The organism is Glycomyces endophyticus (assembly GCF_039531525.1).
Lineage (GTDB): Bacteria > Actinomycetota > Actinomycetes > Mycobacteriales > Micromonosporaceae > Glycomyces > Glycomyces endophyticus.
Window position 1 is genome coordinate 99986 of record NZ_BAAAQF010000002.1, and the last position, 15205, is coordinate 115190.

Annotated in this window: 14 protein-coding genes; 5 read left to right on the forward strand and 9 right to left on the reverse strand. The window is 71.4% G+C overall.

What is annotated here, in order from left to right:
* Positions 1-81: 81 nt before the first annotated feature.
* The 5 genes from ABD419_RS01185 to ABD419_RS01205 form a co-directional block, all read right to left on the reverse strand.
* Entirely contained in the window at positions 82-1782 is a 1701-nt protein-coding gene (locus ABD419_RS01185) for a hypothetical protein (RefSeq protein WP_344480750.1), read from the reverse strand.
* A 2-nt stretch (positions 1783-1784) separates the two neighbouring features.
* Positions 1785-2534, reverse strand: coding sequence for a hypothetical protein (locus ABD419_RS01190; RefSeq protein WP_344480753.1), 750 nt, complete (start codon positions 2532-2534; stop codon positions 1785-1787).
* A gap of 47 nt (positions 2535-2581) precedes the next feature.
* On the reverse strand, positions 2582-2893 hold the full coding sequence (locus ABD419_RS01195) for a hypothetical protein (protein ID WP_344480756.1): 312 nt from the start codon (positions 2891-2893) through the stop codon (positions 2582-2584).
* A gap of 240 nt (positions 2894-3133) precedes the next feature.
* The gene (locus ABD419_RS01200) at positions 3134-3472 is read right to left on the reverse strand and encodes a hypothetical protein (RefSeq protein WP_344480759.1); all 339 of its coding nucleotides are present in this window, start codon (positions 3470-3472) and stop codon (positions 3134-3136) included.
* Between the two features lie 24 nt (positions 3473-3496).
* Positions 3497-4795: a WXG100 family type VII secretion target gene (locus ABD419_RS01205; protein ID WP_344480762.1), complete on the reverse strand. Its 1299-nt coding sequence runs from the start codon at positions 4793-4795 to the stop codon at positions 3497-3499.
* 132 nt (positions 4796-4927) lie between these two features.
* Here ABD419_RS01205 and ABD419_RS01210 point away from each other — a divergent pair, with 132 nt between their 5' ends.
* Positions 4928-5749 (forward strand): potassium channel family protein, encoded by an 822-nt coding sequence (locus tag ABD419_RS01210; protein ID WP_344480765.1) that lies wholly within the window; start codon positions 4928-4930, stop codon positions 5747-5749.
* A gap of 75 nt (positions 5750-5824) precedes the next feature.
* Here the strand turns inward: ABD419_RS01210 and ABD419_RS01215 are convergent, their stop codons facing one another.
* The 4 genes from ABD419_RS01215 to ABD419_RS01230 form a co-directional block, all read right to left on the reverse strand.
* On the reverse strand, positions 5825-7144 hold the full coding sequence (locus tag ABD419_RS01215) for a WXG100 family type VII secretion target (protein WP_344480768.1): 1320 nt from the start codon (positions 7142-7144) through the stop codon (positions 5825-5827).
* 11 nt (positions 7145-7155) lie between these two features.
* A complete protein-coding gene (locus tag ABD419_RS01220) occupies positions 7156-7458 on the reverse strand; it encodes a hypothetical protein (RefSeq protein ID WP_344480772.1) in 303 nt (100 codons plus the stop codon).
* Entirely contained in the window at positions 7455-8192 is a 738-nt protein-coding gene (locus tag ABD419_RS01225) for a hypothetical protein (RefSeq protein WP_344480774.1), read from the reverse strand. The genes ABD419_RS01220 and ABD419_RS01225 overlap by 4 nt, the downstream gene beginning before the upstream one ends.
* A gap of 74 nt (positions 8193-8266) precedes the next feature.
* Positions 8267-9076, reverse strand: coding sequence for a hypothetical protein (locus tag ABD419_RS01230; protein ID WP_344480777.1), 810 nt, complete (start codon positions 9074-9076; stop codon positions 8267-8269).
* A gap of 369 nt (positions 9077-9445) precedes the next feature.
* Here ABD419_RS01230 and ABD419_RS01235 point away from each other — a divergent pair, with 369 nt between their 5' ends.
* The 4 genes from ABD419_RS01235 to ABD419_RS01250 all read left to right on the forward strand — a co-directional run bounded on the left by ABD419_RS01235 (position 9446) and on the right by ABD419_RS01250 (position 15203).
* Complete coding sequence (locus ABD419_RS01235) at positions 9446-9727, forward strand: hypothetical protein (protein WP_218126532.1); 282 nt, start codon at positions 9446-9448, stop codon at positions 9725-9727.
* Positions 9728-9775: 48 nt separating this feature from the next.
* Positions 9776-10165 carry a hypothetical protein gene (locus ABD419_RS01240; RefSeq protein ID WP_344480781.1) on the forward strand — a complete coding sequence of 130 codons (390 nt, stop codon included), beginning with the start codon at positions 9776-9778 and terminating at the stop codon, positions 10163-10165.
* 257 nt (positions 10166-10422) lie between these two features.
* Positions 10423-13287 (forward strand): ATP-binding protein, encoded by a 2865-nt coding sequence (locus tag ABD419_RS01245; protein WP_344481449.1) that lies wholly within the window; start codon positions 10423-10425, stop codon positions 13285-13287.
* Positions 13284-15203 carry a hypothetical protein gene (locus tag ABD419_RS01250; RefSeq protein WP_344480784.1) on the forward strand — a complete coding sequence of 640 codons (1920 nt, stop codon included), beginning with the start codon at positions 13284-13286 and terminating at the stop codon, positions 15201-15203. The genes ABD419_RS01245 and ABD419_RS01250 overlap by 4 nt, the downstream gene beginning before the upstream one ends.
* Positions 15204-15205 lie beyond the last annotated feature (2 nt).

Consider the following 15205-nt stretch of genomic DNA (forward strand, 5'->3'; position numbering starts at 1 on the left):
GACAGGCCGGCGGCGGAAGCCGCGGACAGACGCAAACCGGGCCGACGTCATTCGCCGTCGGCCCGGTTCACATTGCAGCGCTTACGCGTACGGGTCCTCGTTCTCGTTCCCGATGCCCCACACGTCGTCGTCCTCGGTGAGCCAGGTGCCGGTCTCCTGACCGTCCTCGCCCATGCCGCCGGGTCGGCCGCCGGCGCCGCCCATCATGCCGCCGCCCATCATGCCGCCGCCGCGGCCCATGCCGCCGGGCCCGCGCCCGCCGCCGCCCATGCCGCGACCACCCGCACCGCGGCCGCCGCCCGCTCCGGCGCCGACACCACCGCCGCGGCCGCCGCCCATCATGCCGCCCATGCCGCCGCCCGGAGGCAGGCTGCCCGCACCGGCGCCGATGCCGCCCGCGCCGCCGCCGGGGAGACCCCCGCCCGCGCCGCCGAGACCGCCACCGAGGCCGCCGCCGCCGAGACCGCCACCGCCGAGGCCGCCGCCACCGCCGGCCAGACCACCCGAGGGCAGGTCGTCCGGGTCAGGCGTGGACGGGTCCCACGGGCTGTCCTCGAGGTCGCCGGGGCCGGGGATGTCGGAGCCGCCCGGCAGGTCGGAACCGCCGGGAAGATCGGAGCCGCCGGGGCCGTCGGGCAGGCCCGGGTTCGAGGGCGTGATCGGCTTGGGCGAGCCCGGGGGCTTCATGTCGCCGAGACCGGGAGGCGCCCCGCCGCCGCCGGGAGGAGCCCCGCCGCCGTCGAGGCCGCCGGGCGGCTCGGTGTTGCCGTCGTTGAACGTCGTCGGGTCCGACTGCACCGCTTCGGGCTTGATCTCCGACACCGCCATGTCGGTGTTGCTCGACCGGTCGGTGATGTCCTCGTTGACGATCGAAGCCTGCTCTTGGAGCTGCTCCTGACCGTCGGTGCCGAGATTGTCGGTCACGGTCTTGGCGTACTCGTCGGAGTAGTGCTTCGCGAGCTCCGCGCCGCTCCTGCCGTCCTCGGTGTAGTCGGGGTTCGCGTTCGTGTACTCGATCCAGTTGTCGTAGACGCGCTGGCGCTCGCTCTCGACCTCGTCGACGATCGTGGCGTCGAACCCGGCCCACTCCATCGCGACCTTGGTCTCGTCGTCGGCGAAGACCTCGCACGACGGGAAGTACGGCGGCCGGATGTGGATCTTGTGCGAGCAGGCCGCGGCGTCCTCGAGGTGGAACTTCGGCGACGGGTAGGGGCACTCGTCCCCGCCCTGCTGCCGCAGGATCTCCTCGGCCTTCTCTTCGAGGTTCTTGACGGCGCCGCCGCCACCGCCTTCGCCCTCGATGTCCTTCAGAACCTTGTTGCAGTTCTTGATGACCGTCTGAACCTGCTCTTCGAAGGCGTCGTAGTCCTCGCCCTCCCACTCTCCGGAGAGCGCGGTGAGGCCCGTCTGGAGTTCCTCGGGGAGAGCGACGAACTTGCCGGCGAGGTCCTTCCACTTCTGGCTGATCACGAGGATCGCGTAATCGTCGGGACTGCTCGGGCGGAGCGAGGCGACCATCGACTGGACCGACTCGCCGTCCGGGAGCGCGTATCCCTGGATCTCACGGGAGGGGCGGATGTTCGCCGTCGCTCCCGCGCCCTTGGGCACCGCCGACATCAGCTTGAGCCAAGCCTCCTCAGCGGGGTCCACCGTCTTGTTGGTGCACTCGCCGAGGCTGCACGTGGGGGTCTTCATCAACTCGTTGATCCGGGCCTGGATCGCGGAGTTGGCCATCCCCTCTTTGGCGTCGCCGTACTCTTCCTTCTCGAATTCTTCTGCCATGGCTAGAGTCCGCTCTCTTTCTTGGCGAGGAGGTCCGCGTAAGTCGGCGGGAGGTACTCGTTGAGGACCCAGTCGGTGAATTCCTCGTCGGTGAAGGGGAAGATCGGGTCTTCGCCCGCGATGACGGCCGGGTCGTTCGAGTAGTCGATGAACACGTAGATCACGATGTCGCCCTTGCGGGCGATGGCGTTGGTGAGGTAGCCGACGTCGGAACGGCCGGCGTAGTAGTAGGTCTCGTCCCAGTCGCCTTCGAACTCGCCTTCCAGCACGTTCGAGTACTCGGTGCCGCCGGTTTCGAGCGCGGTCTGCAGCTGCTCGACGCGGGCTTGGAAGTTCTCGGTCGCCTCGGCGTCGGAGTCCCACGGGGCCACGCCGACGTCGATGTTCGCGGTTCCGGGAATCTCTCGGTCAGCGGTGGCCTCGTTGTCCTGCATGAAGACCGCGAGCTCGGCGAGGACGGCGCCGCAGTTGAAGGCCTCGCCGTCCATGCCGCTGGGGATGTCGGTGGAGGTGAGCCCGTTGGATCCCCAGTCCGTGACCCCCATGTAGTCGTGGATGGCCTGGATGTCGCTGAGGGCGGGGCAGCCGTCCCACTCGGCCATCACGCTGTACGAGCCGGAACCGGAGCTGTCGGTGTCCGCATCGCCGTTCCCGGACGGCCCGGGAGGTTCGTCGCCGCCACAGGCGGACAGCACCAGGGCGGCCGCACCGGCAGCAGCGATACCGCTGATCAGGGTCAGTTTTCGGGTCACTTGGTTGGGTCCTCTCTGTCGGTCGCCCGGTCGTCGGCTGACCACTGTCACAGCTGTGCGTCGAAGTTCTGGCCGCTGACCTCGTCGGAGTCCTCGTGGCCCTTCGCAGAGTCGTCGAGGGTCGTCACGATGCCGTCGAGGGCCTCGCGCAGCGCCTGAAGGTTGTTCCAGGTGGTCTCATGGAACAACGTGTAGGTCTGCCGGGCGGCATCCGAACCCTGGAGCATTCCGAAGGCGGGGAGCTTGCCAAGGCCTTTGTCCTGGCGAAGTTCGGAGATGATCTCGTCTTCAAGCTTGTCCAGCTGCGCCTGCACCGTTCGCTGGTATGCACGCAGTGCTTCTGGGTCGACCTTCGGCATCGCATTCCCTGTCTGTGAGTTCAGTACCTGCGGTACGGTCCCCCGACGTGCGGTCAGACTCCTTCGCGCGAGGGCGCGATCGGGGCGGTGCGGAATCTGCGCGCTGCCTTGCGTCCTTCGGGGGGATTACGCGGGTCTCGACTGTAAGTTCACGGTTCAGGTTAGCAGGGGTGTGCAAACCGTGCGCCTGAGAACAACCGGGTCAACACGGAGCGTGACCGCAGCTCGCGGCGCCCGGGATCACGCGTAGAGATCGTCGCCGCCGGTGAGCCCGAGGAGCCCGGCGGCGGTCTGCCGGTCGACGACGCCGCCGTTGTCGAGGGCCGACTGGAGGCCGGCGCGGAGGCCGTGGAGCGTGCCGCGAAGGTACTGGAGGTCGCGCCAGGCGGCGGCCCGGAACTCGGCGTACTCGACGGCGGCGTGGTCTGTCGCGCCGGGCGAGGACCCGAAGGCGGGGGCCTTGCGCAGGGCGCCGTCGCGCACGGACGGGATGACGTCGTGCTCGAGCTCGTCGATGAGGTCGCCGAGGAACTGCCGGCAGCGTTCGAGCGCGGCGGGGTCGAAGGCGCGGTTCGCCATGCGGGGCTCCAGTTCTCGAAGGGGTCAGGCGTACGGGTCGTCGTCTTCGTCGACGACGCCCCACAGGCTAGCGTCCTGGACCGGGTCGGCGTCGGGTTCGCTCGCCTTGTCGTCGGCGGGCGCCGCGTCCGGCGTCGCGCCGGCTTCAGGGGCGGCGGCCACCGCGACGACGGCGACGGCCGGAGCGGCCAGCACGGGTGCGTCGTCCGCGGCCGGCACCGCTTCCTCTGCGACTGCCGGCCGGCCCGACGGCGGTTCCAGGGACGGGCCCTCCGCGGTCCGGGGTGCGGCGAGGCCCGAGGGCTGGTCAAGGGGCGGGGTGTCGAGGTCCATGTACGCGGGGTCGGCGGCGGCCGGGCAGTCCCGGTCGCCGTGGACGGTGCGGACCGAGCGGGCCTCGGCGTCGGTGTCGGCGCTGCGCCGCTCGATGTCGGCGTCGATCTCGGCGTGGCGGGCGTCGTAGGCGCCCCAGCTCTGGTCGACGAGGGTGCCGTAGTGCTCGGCGGCGTCGGCGACCGCGAGCTCCTTGGCCTCCTCGACGGTGAGGCCCTCGACGGGGTCGAGGCCTTCGCGCTCGATGGCGGCGGGATTGGCGTAGACGTCGACGTAGTGGAGGATGCGCTCGTCGATGTAGTCGATGATCTCGGTCGCGAGCTCGGGGGCGCCGCCGCCGAGGGCGAGCACGTGCTCGGCGTCCTGGCAGGTGTAGCGGATGCAGTCGCCGTGCCACCAGGCGGGCCGGATGTGCACCGACGCCCAGCTGTGCCAGTCGCCGTCGATCCAGAACTGCGGTGCGGGGTACGGGATCGCGCCTGCACCGCCGCCCTGGATCGCGGCCAGCGCGTCCTCGGTGACCTGGAGGCTCGCGACGGTGGCGTCGACGTCGTCGACGAGGTCCTCGACGAGTTCGCGGGTCTGCGCGCAGACCGCCGCGAACGCCTCGAAGTCGGGGCCCGACCAGCCTCCGGCGAGGTCGGCGAGGCGGGCGCGGATCTGGTCGGGCCAGTCGGCGAGGCGGCCGGAGACGTCGTCGGTCCAGGCGTTCCGCAGCCGCTCCAGGGAGTGCGCGCCGGCGTCGTCGGGACGGGCCGCGGCGACCGCGGCGCGGAAGTCGGCCTCGGACGGGTACGACATCGCGGATGCTCTGGGGCGCAGGCGGTGCAGCGTGTCCTCGGAGGGGACGGCCGACATGAGCCGCTGCCATCCGCGCTCGGCGGGGTGCTCGGTCGCGTTGCCGCACTGGGGGTCCGAGCACGCGGCCCGGGGGGCCGCGGGACCGGGCTGCTCGGCGGCGAGGCCCTGGTAGGTCTCGTTGTCGCTCATCGATACTCACCTCGCGAGGGGGACGGGTGGCAGGACCCCTTCACCGTAGCAAGCCGCACCGTCCCGCAGGGGCGCCCGAGGTGCCGGATTCACGGTGTGCGACCCCGCCGCGACGCCGCTAGCCTTGGTGCCGTGACCCCTCGAACCCCTCCCGAAGACGAGTGGCCTCCGCAGCTCACCGCCTGGGAGCACGCCACCAACCTGCCCCTGCTCACCCTCGCGCTGCTGTTCCTGGCGACGTACGCGGTGCCGATCCTCCACCCCGGCCTGCCCGGCTGGGCGCACGCCACCGCGGCCGCGGTGGGGCTGGTCGTCTGGGCCCTGTACGCCGCCGACTTCGCGGTGCGCCTGGCGATGGCCGGACGGGGCAGGATCACCCGGTTCCTGCGGACCCACCCGCTCGACCTCGTCATGGTCCTGTTCCCGCTCGTCCAGCCGCTGCGCGTGGTGCGCACCGTCCTGCTGTTCGTCGAGGTCTTCCGGCGCCACGCCACGACGGGGCTGCGCCTGCGGACCGGCGCGTACATCGCCGGCGTGACCGGGATGATCCTGCTGGTCTCGAGCCTGGCCGCACTGGACGCCGAGCGCGCCGCGGAGGGCGGCCAGATCCACGACTTCGGCGACGCGCTGTGGTGGTCGGTGGTGACGGCCTCGACGGTCGGGTACGGCGACGTCGTACCGCAGACCGCGACCGGCCGCGTCGTGGCCGCGATGCTCATGTTCGCGGCGATCGGCCTGGTCGGCCTCGTCAGCGGCTCCCTCGCCTCCTGGTTCGTGGACCGGGTGTCGGCCGCGGAGGAGCGCGCCGACCGCGAGGCCCTGGCCCGGATCGGGGAGCGGCTGACCGCGATCGAACGGCAGATCGCCGAGATCCACGCCGTGCTGACCCGGGGCGACGCCTCCGCGCACCGGGGCGCGACCGCGCCGGCTACCCGGACGCCGGACGACGCCTGAGCGAGCGCCGCAGGGGCCCCCGGAACCACCAGGCGGCCAGCAGGACCGGGAGCACCAGGAAGACGACGACGGCGATCACCGGGGCGAGGTGCTCGCCCGTGCCGGTGCCGGCCGTCCACGCGGTCGGTCGGCCCCACCAGTCCGGGTGCAGCGCCGCGGGTTCGACGAGGAACGCGTCGAGGCGATCGCCTTCGGTGCACCGGCCGTCGACCTCGATGTCGACCTCGGTCGCGGGGCCGCCGCCGTCCGGGGTGAAGGCGCCGGTGCAGACCTCGTCGCCGCCGCCGGAGACGTTCGCCCGCTCGACCATGGCGACGCCGGGCGTGCCGGAGGCGCCGCCCGCGGCGGACCGGAACTCCAGGTACCGGACGGTGGCGGCGGCGAGGGCCAGGAGCGGGACGAGGACGAACAGCGCGGCGGCGGCCCGCCTGACCGCGGCCGCCCGGGTAACCGCCACTTGACCGACTCGGGGTTGGTGAACCGGTCGGGGGCGTGGTCCTCCCACAGGTTGAGGAGGGAGTCGGGGATGCCGAGGGCCGGGCCGCCGCCGTCGAGGAGCGCGCCGGTCTCGCCGTCGCCCTTGTAGGTCGGGAAGATCGCGGAGACGCCCTGGAAGACGTGCATGGCGTTGGCGACGTTGGCGTGGCGGCCGCCGGGGGTCATCGTGGCGACGTTGACGCCGTAGACGAGGAACCCTTCGAGCATGTTGGCGAGTCCGGCGCCGGCGACGTCGAGCGGGTCGACGGGGTTGCCGTTGGCCTTCTGGAACCCGAAGGTGATCGCAGTGAGCCCGCCGGTGAGCGTGGCGCACCCGGTGGAGACGGTGATGAGGTACGACTCGATGCTCTTCATGGAGGCGACGAGGCTGGTGGCGACGGTCTGGGCGCTGGCCATGATCGCGGGGGCGCCGGGGGCGGTGAGGACGCCGGCGAGGGCCGCGAGGTAGGCGGCGAGGAAGGCGTCCATGACGACGGTGCAGGCGGTGAGGAACAGCCAGTAGACGGTGAGCATCACCGAGAACGCGAGGAGCTGGGCTCCGATGAGGAACGCGGTGACGGCGAGCTGCTGGAGCTGGGCCTTGACGTTCCCGGCGGCCTCGCGGAACGCGTCGGCGTCGTCGCCGCTCCAGTTGTCGTCGGTGACGGTGTCGACCTCGGCCTGGAGGGCGTCGGCGGCCTCGGTGTTCTTCTCGGCGAGGGAGACCCAGGCGCCGGCGGCCTTGAGGACGTCGCCGGGGTTGCACTGGTTGAGGTAGACGCTGGTCGCCATGGCCTGCACGGCGAGTCCGAAGACGATCGCGGGCGGGGCGATGGCGACCGCGCAGGACTTGATGACGCCGTTGTAGTACGGCGACATCGCTTCCCCTGCCTCGTAGAGGTGCTGCCCGGTCGACATGCGCGGCCCCCTCAGTTGCCGCCGAACGCCTGGGCGCAGGCGTCGTCGGTGTCGGTCATGTCCTTGGCGCAGGACTCGAGGGCGTCGCGCATCTGCCGGAAGCACTCGGCGGCGCCGGCCATCGACTCGGTGACCGTGGAGGTCGCGAGGGAGTACGCGGCGGCCATGGGGAGGGTGACGGTCGTGTAGAGGCTCCGGTCGAGCTCGCTGAGGGCCGGGAGGTCCTCGTTCGTGGACTGGAGGACGGGGACGACCTTCTGGTCGATGCGCTCGCCGAGCCCGCTGACGAACTCGGGGTCGAAGATCCGGGTCATGCGCGTCCTGCCTTCCTCTGGATGGTCTCGTTGGCCTGGGCGATGCGGTCGACGATCTGCGTCGTGGCGGCGCCGGCGCGTTCGGCGTCCTCGGGAGCATTGTCGATCGTCTTCGCCACTCCGTCGGGGAGGGCGGCGCGGGCGCGCTCCTCGGCGAGGCGCTCGACCTCGCTGCGGGCGCGGGCGACGAGCGAGGTCAGGGCGGCGCCGAGGCCGTCGGTGCCGCGGGTGCGGGCCTCGGGTCCGATCCACACGCCGGCGACGGCGCGCTCGGAGCTGGAGGTGACGGCGAGGTCCCCTTCGTCGGCGGTGACCTCGGCGGTGAGGACCTCGCGGGCGGGTTCGGCGCGGGCGGTCTGGGCGGAGCGCATCGCGTTGAGGACACCGTCGAGGCGGTTGGCGATGGCGCGGTCGAACTCGGGGTCGCGGCTGAGGGTGTGCTGGGGCGCCTCGATGCCGAGGCGGCCGCGCATCATGGCGGCGAAGTCCTCGTAGCCGCCGGTGGCGGCGGCCTGCTGGAGGCCGGCGACGGCGTCGACGCCGGCGGCGAGGGCCCGGTCGGACGCGTCGCCGGGCCGCGGCATCCGCCCGGCGAGCTCGACGATGAGGTTGGCGAGGGCGTGCGGGGGCTGGCGCAGGCCGGAGGGGGCGACCTCGACGGTGACGCGGCCGTCGAGCACGCGCAGCGTCACGTGCTCGTCGAGGTCGGTGAAGACCTGTTCGGCGTCGTTCACAGTCGCGGCTCGCTTCGCTGGAGGTCACTCCGAGGATAGCGAACCGCGCGCTCCGTGACCGAGCCCGTTTCGTGTCAGACGGTGCGATCCGCTCCGGCGTCGGCGCGGGTGTCGCCGTTCTCCAGCGGCCACACGGTGGCCTCGACGGAGCCGACGAGTTCGAGCGGTCCGACCAGGGAGGCGGTGCGGGCGACGGTGAAGTCGTCGAGGGCGAGGAGGCTGATGCCGCCGCGGCTCTGGGCGACGGCGGCGTAGAACGCGCCGGTGCCCTTGTCCTGGAAGACCCAGCCGGGCCGGGTGTCGGTGGGGATCGTGGGGACGTTCGGCCGGGTCGCGGGGAGGCTCCCGGTCCCGGACGTGTCGGGGGCGTAGGGGGCCTGGGGGTGGCGCGGCTCGGGCGGGTAGTGGTGCGGCTGGTCCTGCGGGTCGGGTTCCACGGGCGTCTCCGTGTAGTCGGGGATCTGGTAGCGGGTCGGGTCGCCGGAGACCGGGATCGGCGGCGGCGTCGCGTGGTGGTCGGGGACGGCGATCAGGGTGCGCATCTCGACCTTGCCGGCGACGAAGCCGACGAGCCAGAGCCCGGCGGCGAGGGCGAGGAGGTCCACGCCCACGGCGAGGAGTACCCGGACGTTGGCGTTCAAATCGGTGCCGAAGCGCGCCAGGGAGAACAGTCCCGCGGCGAGGGCGAAGACGACGAGGCCGGCGAGCGCGCCGGCCATGACGGCGGGGCGGCCGAGCCGGGGGACAGGCGCGGAGGGCCACTTCTCGGAGGCGCGGACGCCGCCGAGCGCGACGGCCGCGAGCGCGGCGACCGCGAGACCGGCCACCGCGAAGGCGACGGCCGCGGCGGTGAGCCGGCCGGCGATGTCGTCGATGTAGTCCATGGTGGTCTCCGCGAGGTCGGTGCGCGGCCGGGCGGCCGGGCGGTTCGGGCTGGTGCTGCGCGCTCCGGGCGGTGCGGGCTGCCGGGGTCTATTGTGCGGCTTGATCGTAGGACACCGGGCGCTCCCATCTTAGTGTCGGATTGCCGACACGCAGTGATCACGGCCATCGGATTGATACTTCCCGGCTTATCTGTTTCAGTTCTCGGTGTCCGGTCTTACGGTCGCTCTTCGAGCCGACGAAGGTGCGTTCCGTCAGGGGTCCGGCATATGATGAGGGCAGACCCCGCGATGGGTTGGGAGACAAGAAACATGAGTGAAAATTGCGTTACGTGAGGCTCTAGTGACTTATGTGACGGAAGGATGGTACTGATGACGGTTCACGAGACTCTTTGGACGGTCGCCGCGCACGCCCAGGCCGGCGCCGAGATCAACACGCAGGGGATCATCGGGTTCTTCCTGTCGAAGATCGCCCCGATCCTCCTGGCCATCCTCGGCCTCATCTTCATCGCCCGCGCGAACAAGGGCGAGGTCAGCCGGGTCCTCACCTCGTCGACGATCGCCATCATCGGCATCGCCTTCATCGCCGGCGCGGTCGTCCTGGTCGCCGTCGGCGGCGGCCTCGTCGACGTGCTCTTCAGCCAAGAGGACTAGCAAGCCCCACATCGCCCCTGCAGCAGTCAGGCCGGACGGAGGACGCCCATGCGCTTGCGCACCGACGACGACATCTACCGTGCCCGCCTGCTGTACCTCGGCCCCCCCGGCTACACGCTCCCGGTCCACCTCCCCTACGGGCAGTACGGGGCGTTCGCCGCGATCCTGGCGCTGTTCATGCTGCTGCGCTGGGCCTTCACCGGCGACGTCGACCTCTTCCCCGCCATCGAGATCTCCCTCGCCCTCGTCGCGACCTCGCTGATCTTCCGATACGTCGACGCCGACCGGCCCGCGACGACCGTCCTGCGCACCGTGCTCACCGACTGGCGGCACACGCGCGGCGACGGCCGCGAGGTCCGGATACCGGCGTTCACGACCCGATCGATCCGCCTGCGGCCCACACTCGTGGAGCCCGTCCGAACTGAGGAGCGCCTATGAGCGGCGAGGACCGCCGTCAGCCCGTCGCCAAGTTCTCGGCCCCCCGGCCCCCCGCGCCCGTGCGGGACCGGGAGCGGTCGTCCGGCGACCTCGGCGACGACGCGACCGCCCTCGCGGACGCGGTGTTCCGAGGGGAGCCCGCGAAGGCGCGGCCGCAGAGCGCCCCCGGCCCGCAGAGCGAGCCGCGGCAGGCGCCCCGGGAGCCCCGTCAGGCGTCCCCAGTGGAGTCGATGCGACACGCGTCGCCACCTGCATCGATGACCCCGCCCTCCACCACTCGTCCACAGGATTATCCCCAGGGTTATCCACAGAATCAGCCGAGTTATCCACAGGGGTATCCACAGCGTTACGCACCGCCTCCGACCAGCGGGAATCCACAGGGTTATCCACAGCGCAACGGCAGTTATCCACAGCAGGGGACGAGTTATCCACAGGCTGTTGACCAGGCTCGCGGGCCCGCAGCCGCAGGTCGCCGTCCGGCTGCGCAAACCAGTACACAACGGCCGCCGAGCCAGGACCTCGTCCCGGTCCGCCAGGCCCGCGCCGAAGCGGTCCGGGTGGCGTCCGCCGACGGCAAGCCGGCGCGCGTCAAGCCGATCGGGGCCGAGAAGGAGCGCCAGCCGCTCCGGGAGCTGAGCCTCACCGAGATCGCCGGGCACGTCACGTTCACGCCCGCGTCGGTCACCGCCTGGTACAAGCTGCCCGGCGTGCGCTGGTCCTTCCGGCCCGACCTCGAACGCGAGGCGCTCATCGTCGCCATCGCCGAGCAGTACGCCGGCCTCGCCGGCATGCGCGTCCACCTGCGCCGCACCACCCGGCCGTTCCCGGCCGACCAGTGGGCCCGCACCGTCGACAAGCACACCGCGCGGCCGCTGCGCACCGTCCCCGGCGGCACCAGCTGGGCCGACCACCTCGTCGCCGCCCAGCGCCACCTCCAGCAGCTCTCCCACGCCGAGGGCGAGACGTTCCTCGGCATCACCTTCTCCCGGCGCGGCGCGTTCGACCAGGTCGGCGAGAAGGTCGGCCGCATGTTCGGACGCGGCACCAAGCTCTCCGAACGCGAGAAGATCGAGAAGCGCAGCCTCCAGTTCGACGAGGTCCTCGGCTCCTTCGGCGTGCGCGCCCGCCGCGCCACCACCGAGGAGCTCGAGTGGCTCGTGTTCCGCTCCGTCGCCCTCGGCATGGAGCCGCCGCGCCTGCTCTCGGGCTCGAACGGCGACTGGGAGCCCGGCGACGTCCTCGCCCTCACCGAGTCCATCGAGCGCTACCGCAGCCCGTACGGCTCCACCGTCAAGCTCGTCAACCGGCTCACCGGCGAGGAGAAGCACACCGCGGTCCTCACCGTCGGCCGCATGGAGGAGCTCGAGATCCCCCAGCGCCACGAGCCGTGGCTGCACTTCCACGAGCGCTGCCCGTGGCCCGTCGAGCTGTCCAGCCGCATCGACATCCTCGGCGCCGGCGAGGCCTTCCGCGACCTCGACCACCGGCTCCGCCTCATCCGCTCCCAGCAGCGCGACTACGACGAGCACGCCATGGACGCCCCGCCGGAGCTGCAGCGCCTCGCCGAGCGAGCCCTCGGCGTCGGCGACGAGATGACCACCGGCCTGCCGATCGACGCCGCCCGCGCCCACGGCTGGCACCGCCTCGCCGTCACCGCCGACACGAAGGAGGAGTGCCTGGAGCGCGCCCGCACCCTCATGCAGATGTACCAGCGGGACATGCGCATCAGCCTCCAGCACCCGAAGAACCAGGACTGGCTCGCCCGCGAGTTCATCCCCGGCGAGCCCGTCGCCCAGACCGGGTACGTCCGCCGCATGCCCGTCAAGCTCATGTCCGCCGCGATGCCGCAGGCCGCCTCGGTCGTCGGCGACCGCCGCGGCGACCTCATCGGCCGCACCGCCGGCACGTCCCGCAGCCCGGTCTTCCTCGACCTGCACTTCGCCACCGAGGTCCGCGAGAAGTCCGGCCTCTCGGTCTTCGTCGCCGAACCCGGCGGCGGCAAGTCGACCCTGATGGGCGCCATCGGCTACCTCGCCGCCCGCCGCGGCGTCCAGGTCACGCTCCTGGACCCGTCCGGGCCGCTCGCGAAGCTCTGCGAGATGCCCGAGCTGAAGCCGTTCTCGCGCGTGCTCAACCTGACCGGCTCCGAGTACGGGACCCTCGCGCCCTACGCGCTCATCCCGTCCCCGCGCCGCGAGCACTACGCCGACTCGCCCGACGGCCAGCGCGAGTACGACATCGCCGTCTCCAACGCCCGCTCCGAGCGGCGCATGCTCGTCCAGGACATCTGCGCGATGCTCCTGCCGCCGCAGGTCCAGCGCGAGGCGAGCACCGCCCGCCTCCTGCGCCACGCCGCCCGCCACGTCCCCGCCGAGGAGGACTCCGCGCTGGAGGACCTCGTCGAGTCCCTCCAGGACGCCGAGGACCACGTCACCGGCGACGGCGCCGAACTCGCCGCACTCCTCCTCGACACCGCCGAGATGCCGCTCGCGAAGCTGTTCTTCGGCACGCCCGACAAGGGCGTCCTGGAGGACGACACGGCACTGACGGTCATCACCATGTCCGGCCTGCGCCTGCCCGACCTCGGCATCGAGCGCGAGTATTGGTCCGCGGAGGAGGCGCTCGCACTGCCGATGCTTCACACCGCGCACCGCCTCGCCGTCCGCCGCGCCTACGGCGGCGACATGCACCGCCGCAAGCTCGTCGGCCTCGACGAGGCCCACTTCATGGAGGGCTGGAAGTCCGGCCGCTCCTTCCTGGTGCGCCTCGCCCGCGACTCGCGGAAGTGGAACCTCGCGGCGCTCGTCGCCTCCCAGAACCCGAAGGACATCCTCGGCCTCGACGTGCAGAACCTCGTCTCGACCGTGTTCGTCGGCCGCATCGCGGAGGACGCGACCATTGCGGAAGAGGCGCTCAAGCTCCTGCGGGTGCCCACGGGCGTGGGGTACGAGTCCGTGCTCGCGTCCCTCTCCGAAGTGGACGCCTCCGAGACCCGGAAGCTCCCCTACCGCGAGTTCGTCATGCGCGACGTCGACGGCCGCGTCCAGCGCATCCGCGCCGACTTCAGCTGGGTCCGCGGCCTCCTCGACTACCTGAACACCACCCCCGGGGAGGAACAGTGACCGACCCCTCCGCCCACGACCTCGCCCCGCCCGCCCGCGGCCGCCTCGCGCGCCTCGGAGGCCGGGCCGCCCGGATGCTCATCGCCTTGACGGCGGCACTGGGCGCACTGGTCCTGACACCGGGAACGGCAGGGGCGCAGGGGGACGCGGAGGGGTGTTCGGACTACGAGTGGCACACTGCATGGTCCCAGTGCATCAGCGAACTGCCCGAGGCGCAGGAGCTTCCGTGCGAAGCGGCCCCGCAACCGGCGTCACCGGACTCGGGCATGGCCGGCTGGTTCGCCGAGCCGAGCCAACTGGACCGAAGCGAGGGGATCGGCACCTACAGCCGGTACGGCTACGCCGGATACCAGCTTCCGATGTACGGGTCCCAGCAGATGAGCGTCGGCGGCCAGTGTGTGGACTCTGTGTCGATCCCGAACGGCGCCGACACCGCGAACGCCCTGGCGAACATGGAGTTCAACCTGTCGGTCGCCACAGTCGGCGCGGCGAACTCGATGCGGCAGGCCGCGTGGGAGCCCGACACCATGTGGGGCTGGTCGAACCGCTTCATGGAGCAGGGCACCGAGGTGCTCTACCGCCAGATCTTCACGGTCTTCGGCGCCGTCACAGTCGGCCTCATCGGCCTCTACCTGCTGTGGCGGTCGCGCCAAGCCGACATGAACAACGCCGTGACCACGGTGGCGTGGGCGGTGCTGATCTTGGTCCTCGTCACGGCCGTGGTGCGCTGGCCGGTGAAGGCCGCCGAGTACACCGACAAGGCTCTGACGATCGGTATGGATCTCAGCACCGTGTTGATCGCGGACGACACCGCCGAAGGCTGCGCGCGAATCCCGGACATCGACTCGGATCGCTATGAGGAGCTCAAAGAGCTCAACGGCGACGACTTCTGCATCGACACCCGCTCCGCAGCGGTCACCGCCTCTGACACCGTCTCGGGGCAGGTCCTGTACCAGAACTGGCTGCGGACCATGCTCGGCCAAAGCGAAGAGGTCACCTTCGAGGAGCGCGGCGGAGAAGTCGTCGAAGACGACGAAGGCAACCCGGTGGTGTCCGAGTCGAACACGGCGTACAAGTACGGACCGGCGCTGTTCGCCGCCCAGGCGATGTCCTGGCAGGAGAACGAGGAAGCCGAGGACTCGGCGACCTACCGGAACGACCTCATCGCCGAGAAGCAGGAACTCTGGCAGGGCCTCATCGCGCAGATCCAGACCGAGGACCCCGAGGCGTACGCGAACATCAGCGGCCAGCGCGCCTGGGAGCGCACCGGCACGGGCCTGCTCGCGCTGCTGACGGCGATCTTCTTCTCGCTGTTCGACCTCATCGCGTCGATCCTCATCATCCTGGGCTTCATGATCGTGCGGTTCGCGATCGTGGCCCTGCCGATCATCGGCACCATCGCCCTGCTCCGCCCGGCGGGCGGCCCGTTCAAGCGGCTCGTGAACACCGTCCTAGGCGCGATCATCAACGTCGCGATCTTCTCGCTGGCGGCGGTCATCTACATATGGGCGTCCAGCCGCATCCTCCAGACCGCCATGCCCGTTTGGCTGCAGGTGGTCATGATCGGCCTCCTAGGCGTGGCCGCATGGCTGCTGCTACGGCCAGGGAGGCGCATCGCGGGCCTGGTCGGCGGCAGCGGACCCGCCGACGCGCTCCTCGGCCGCAGGGTCGACCCCGATCGCAGCGCCGAACGCGAACGGGACCAGGAGCGCGCCCGTCAGCGCCGGGACGACGCCCGCCCCGAGGAGAACTCGGAGACCGTGCGCGCGCCGCGCGGCAGTTCGGGCGACTCCCTGCCCGAGCAGCAGACCACGTCCGACAAGCCCGCCGGCTCGACGAGCGGGGCGGGAAGCGGTGCGCCGGCGAGCGGCGGTTCTGGTGGTGGAGAGGTCTACCGGCCTTCGAGAAGGGAATGACG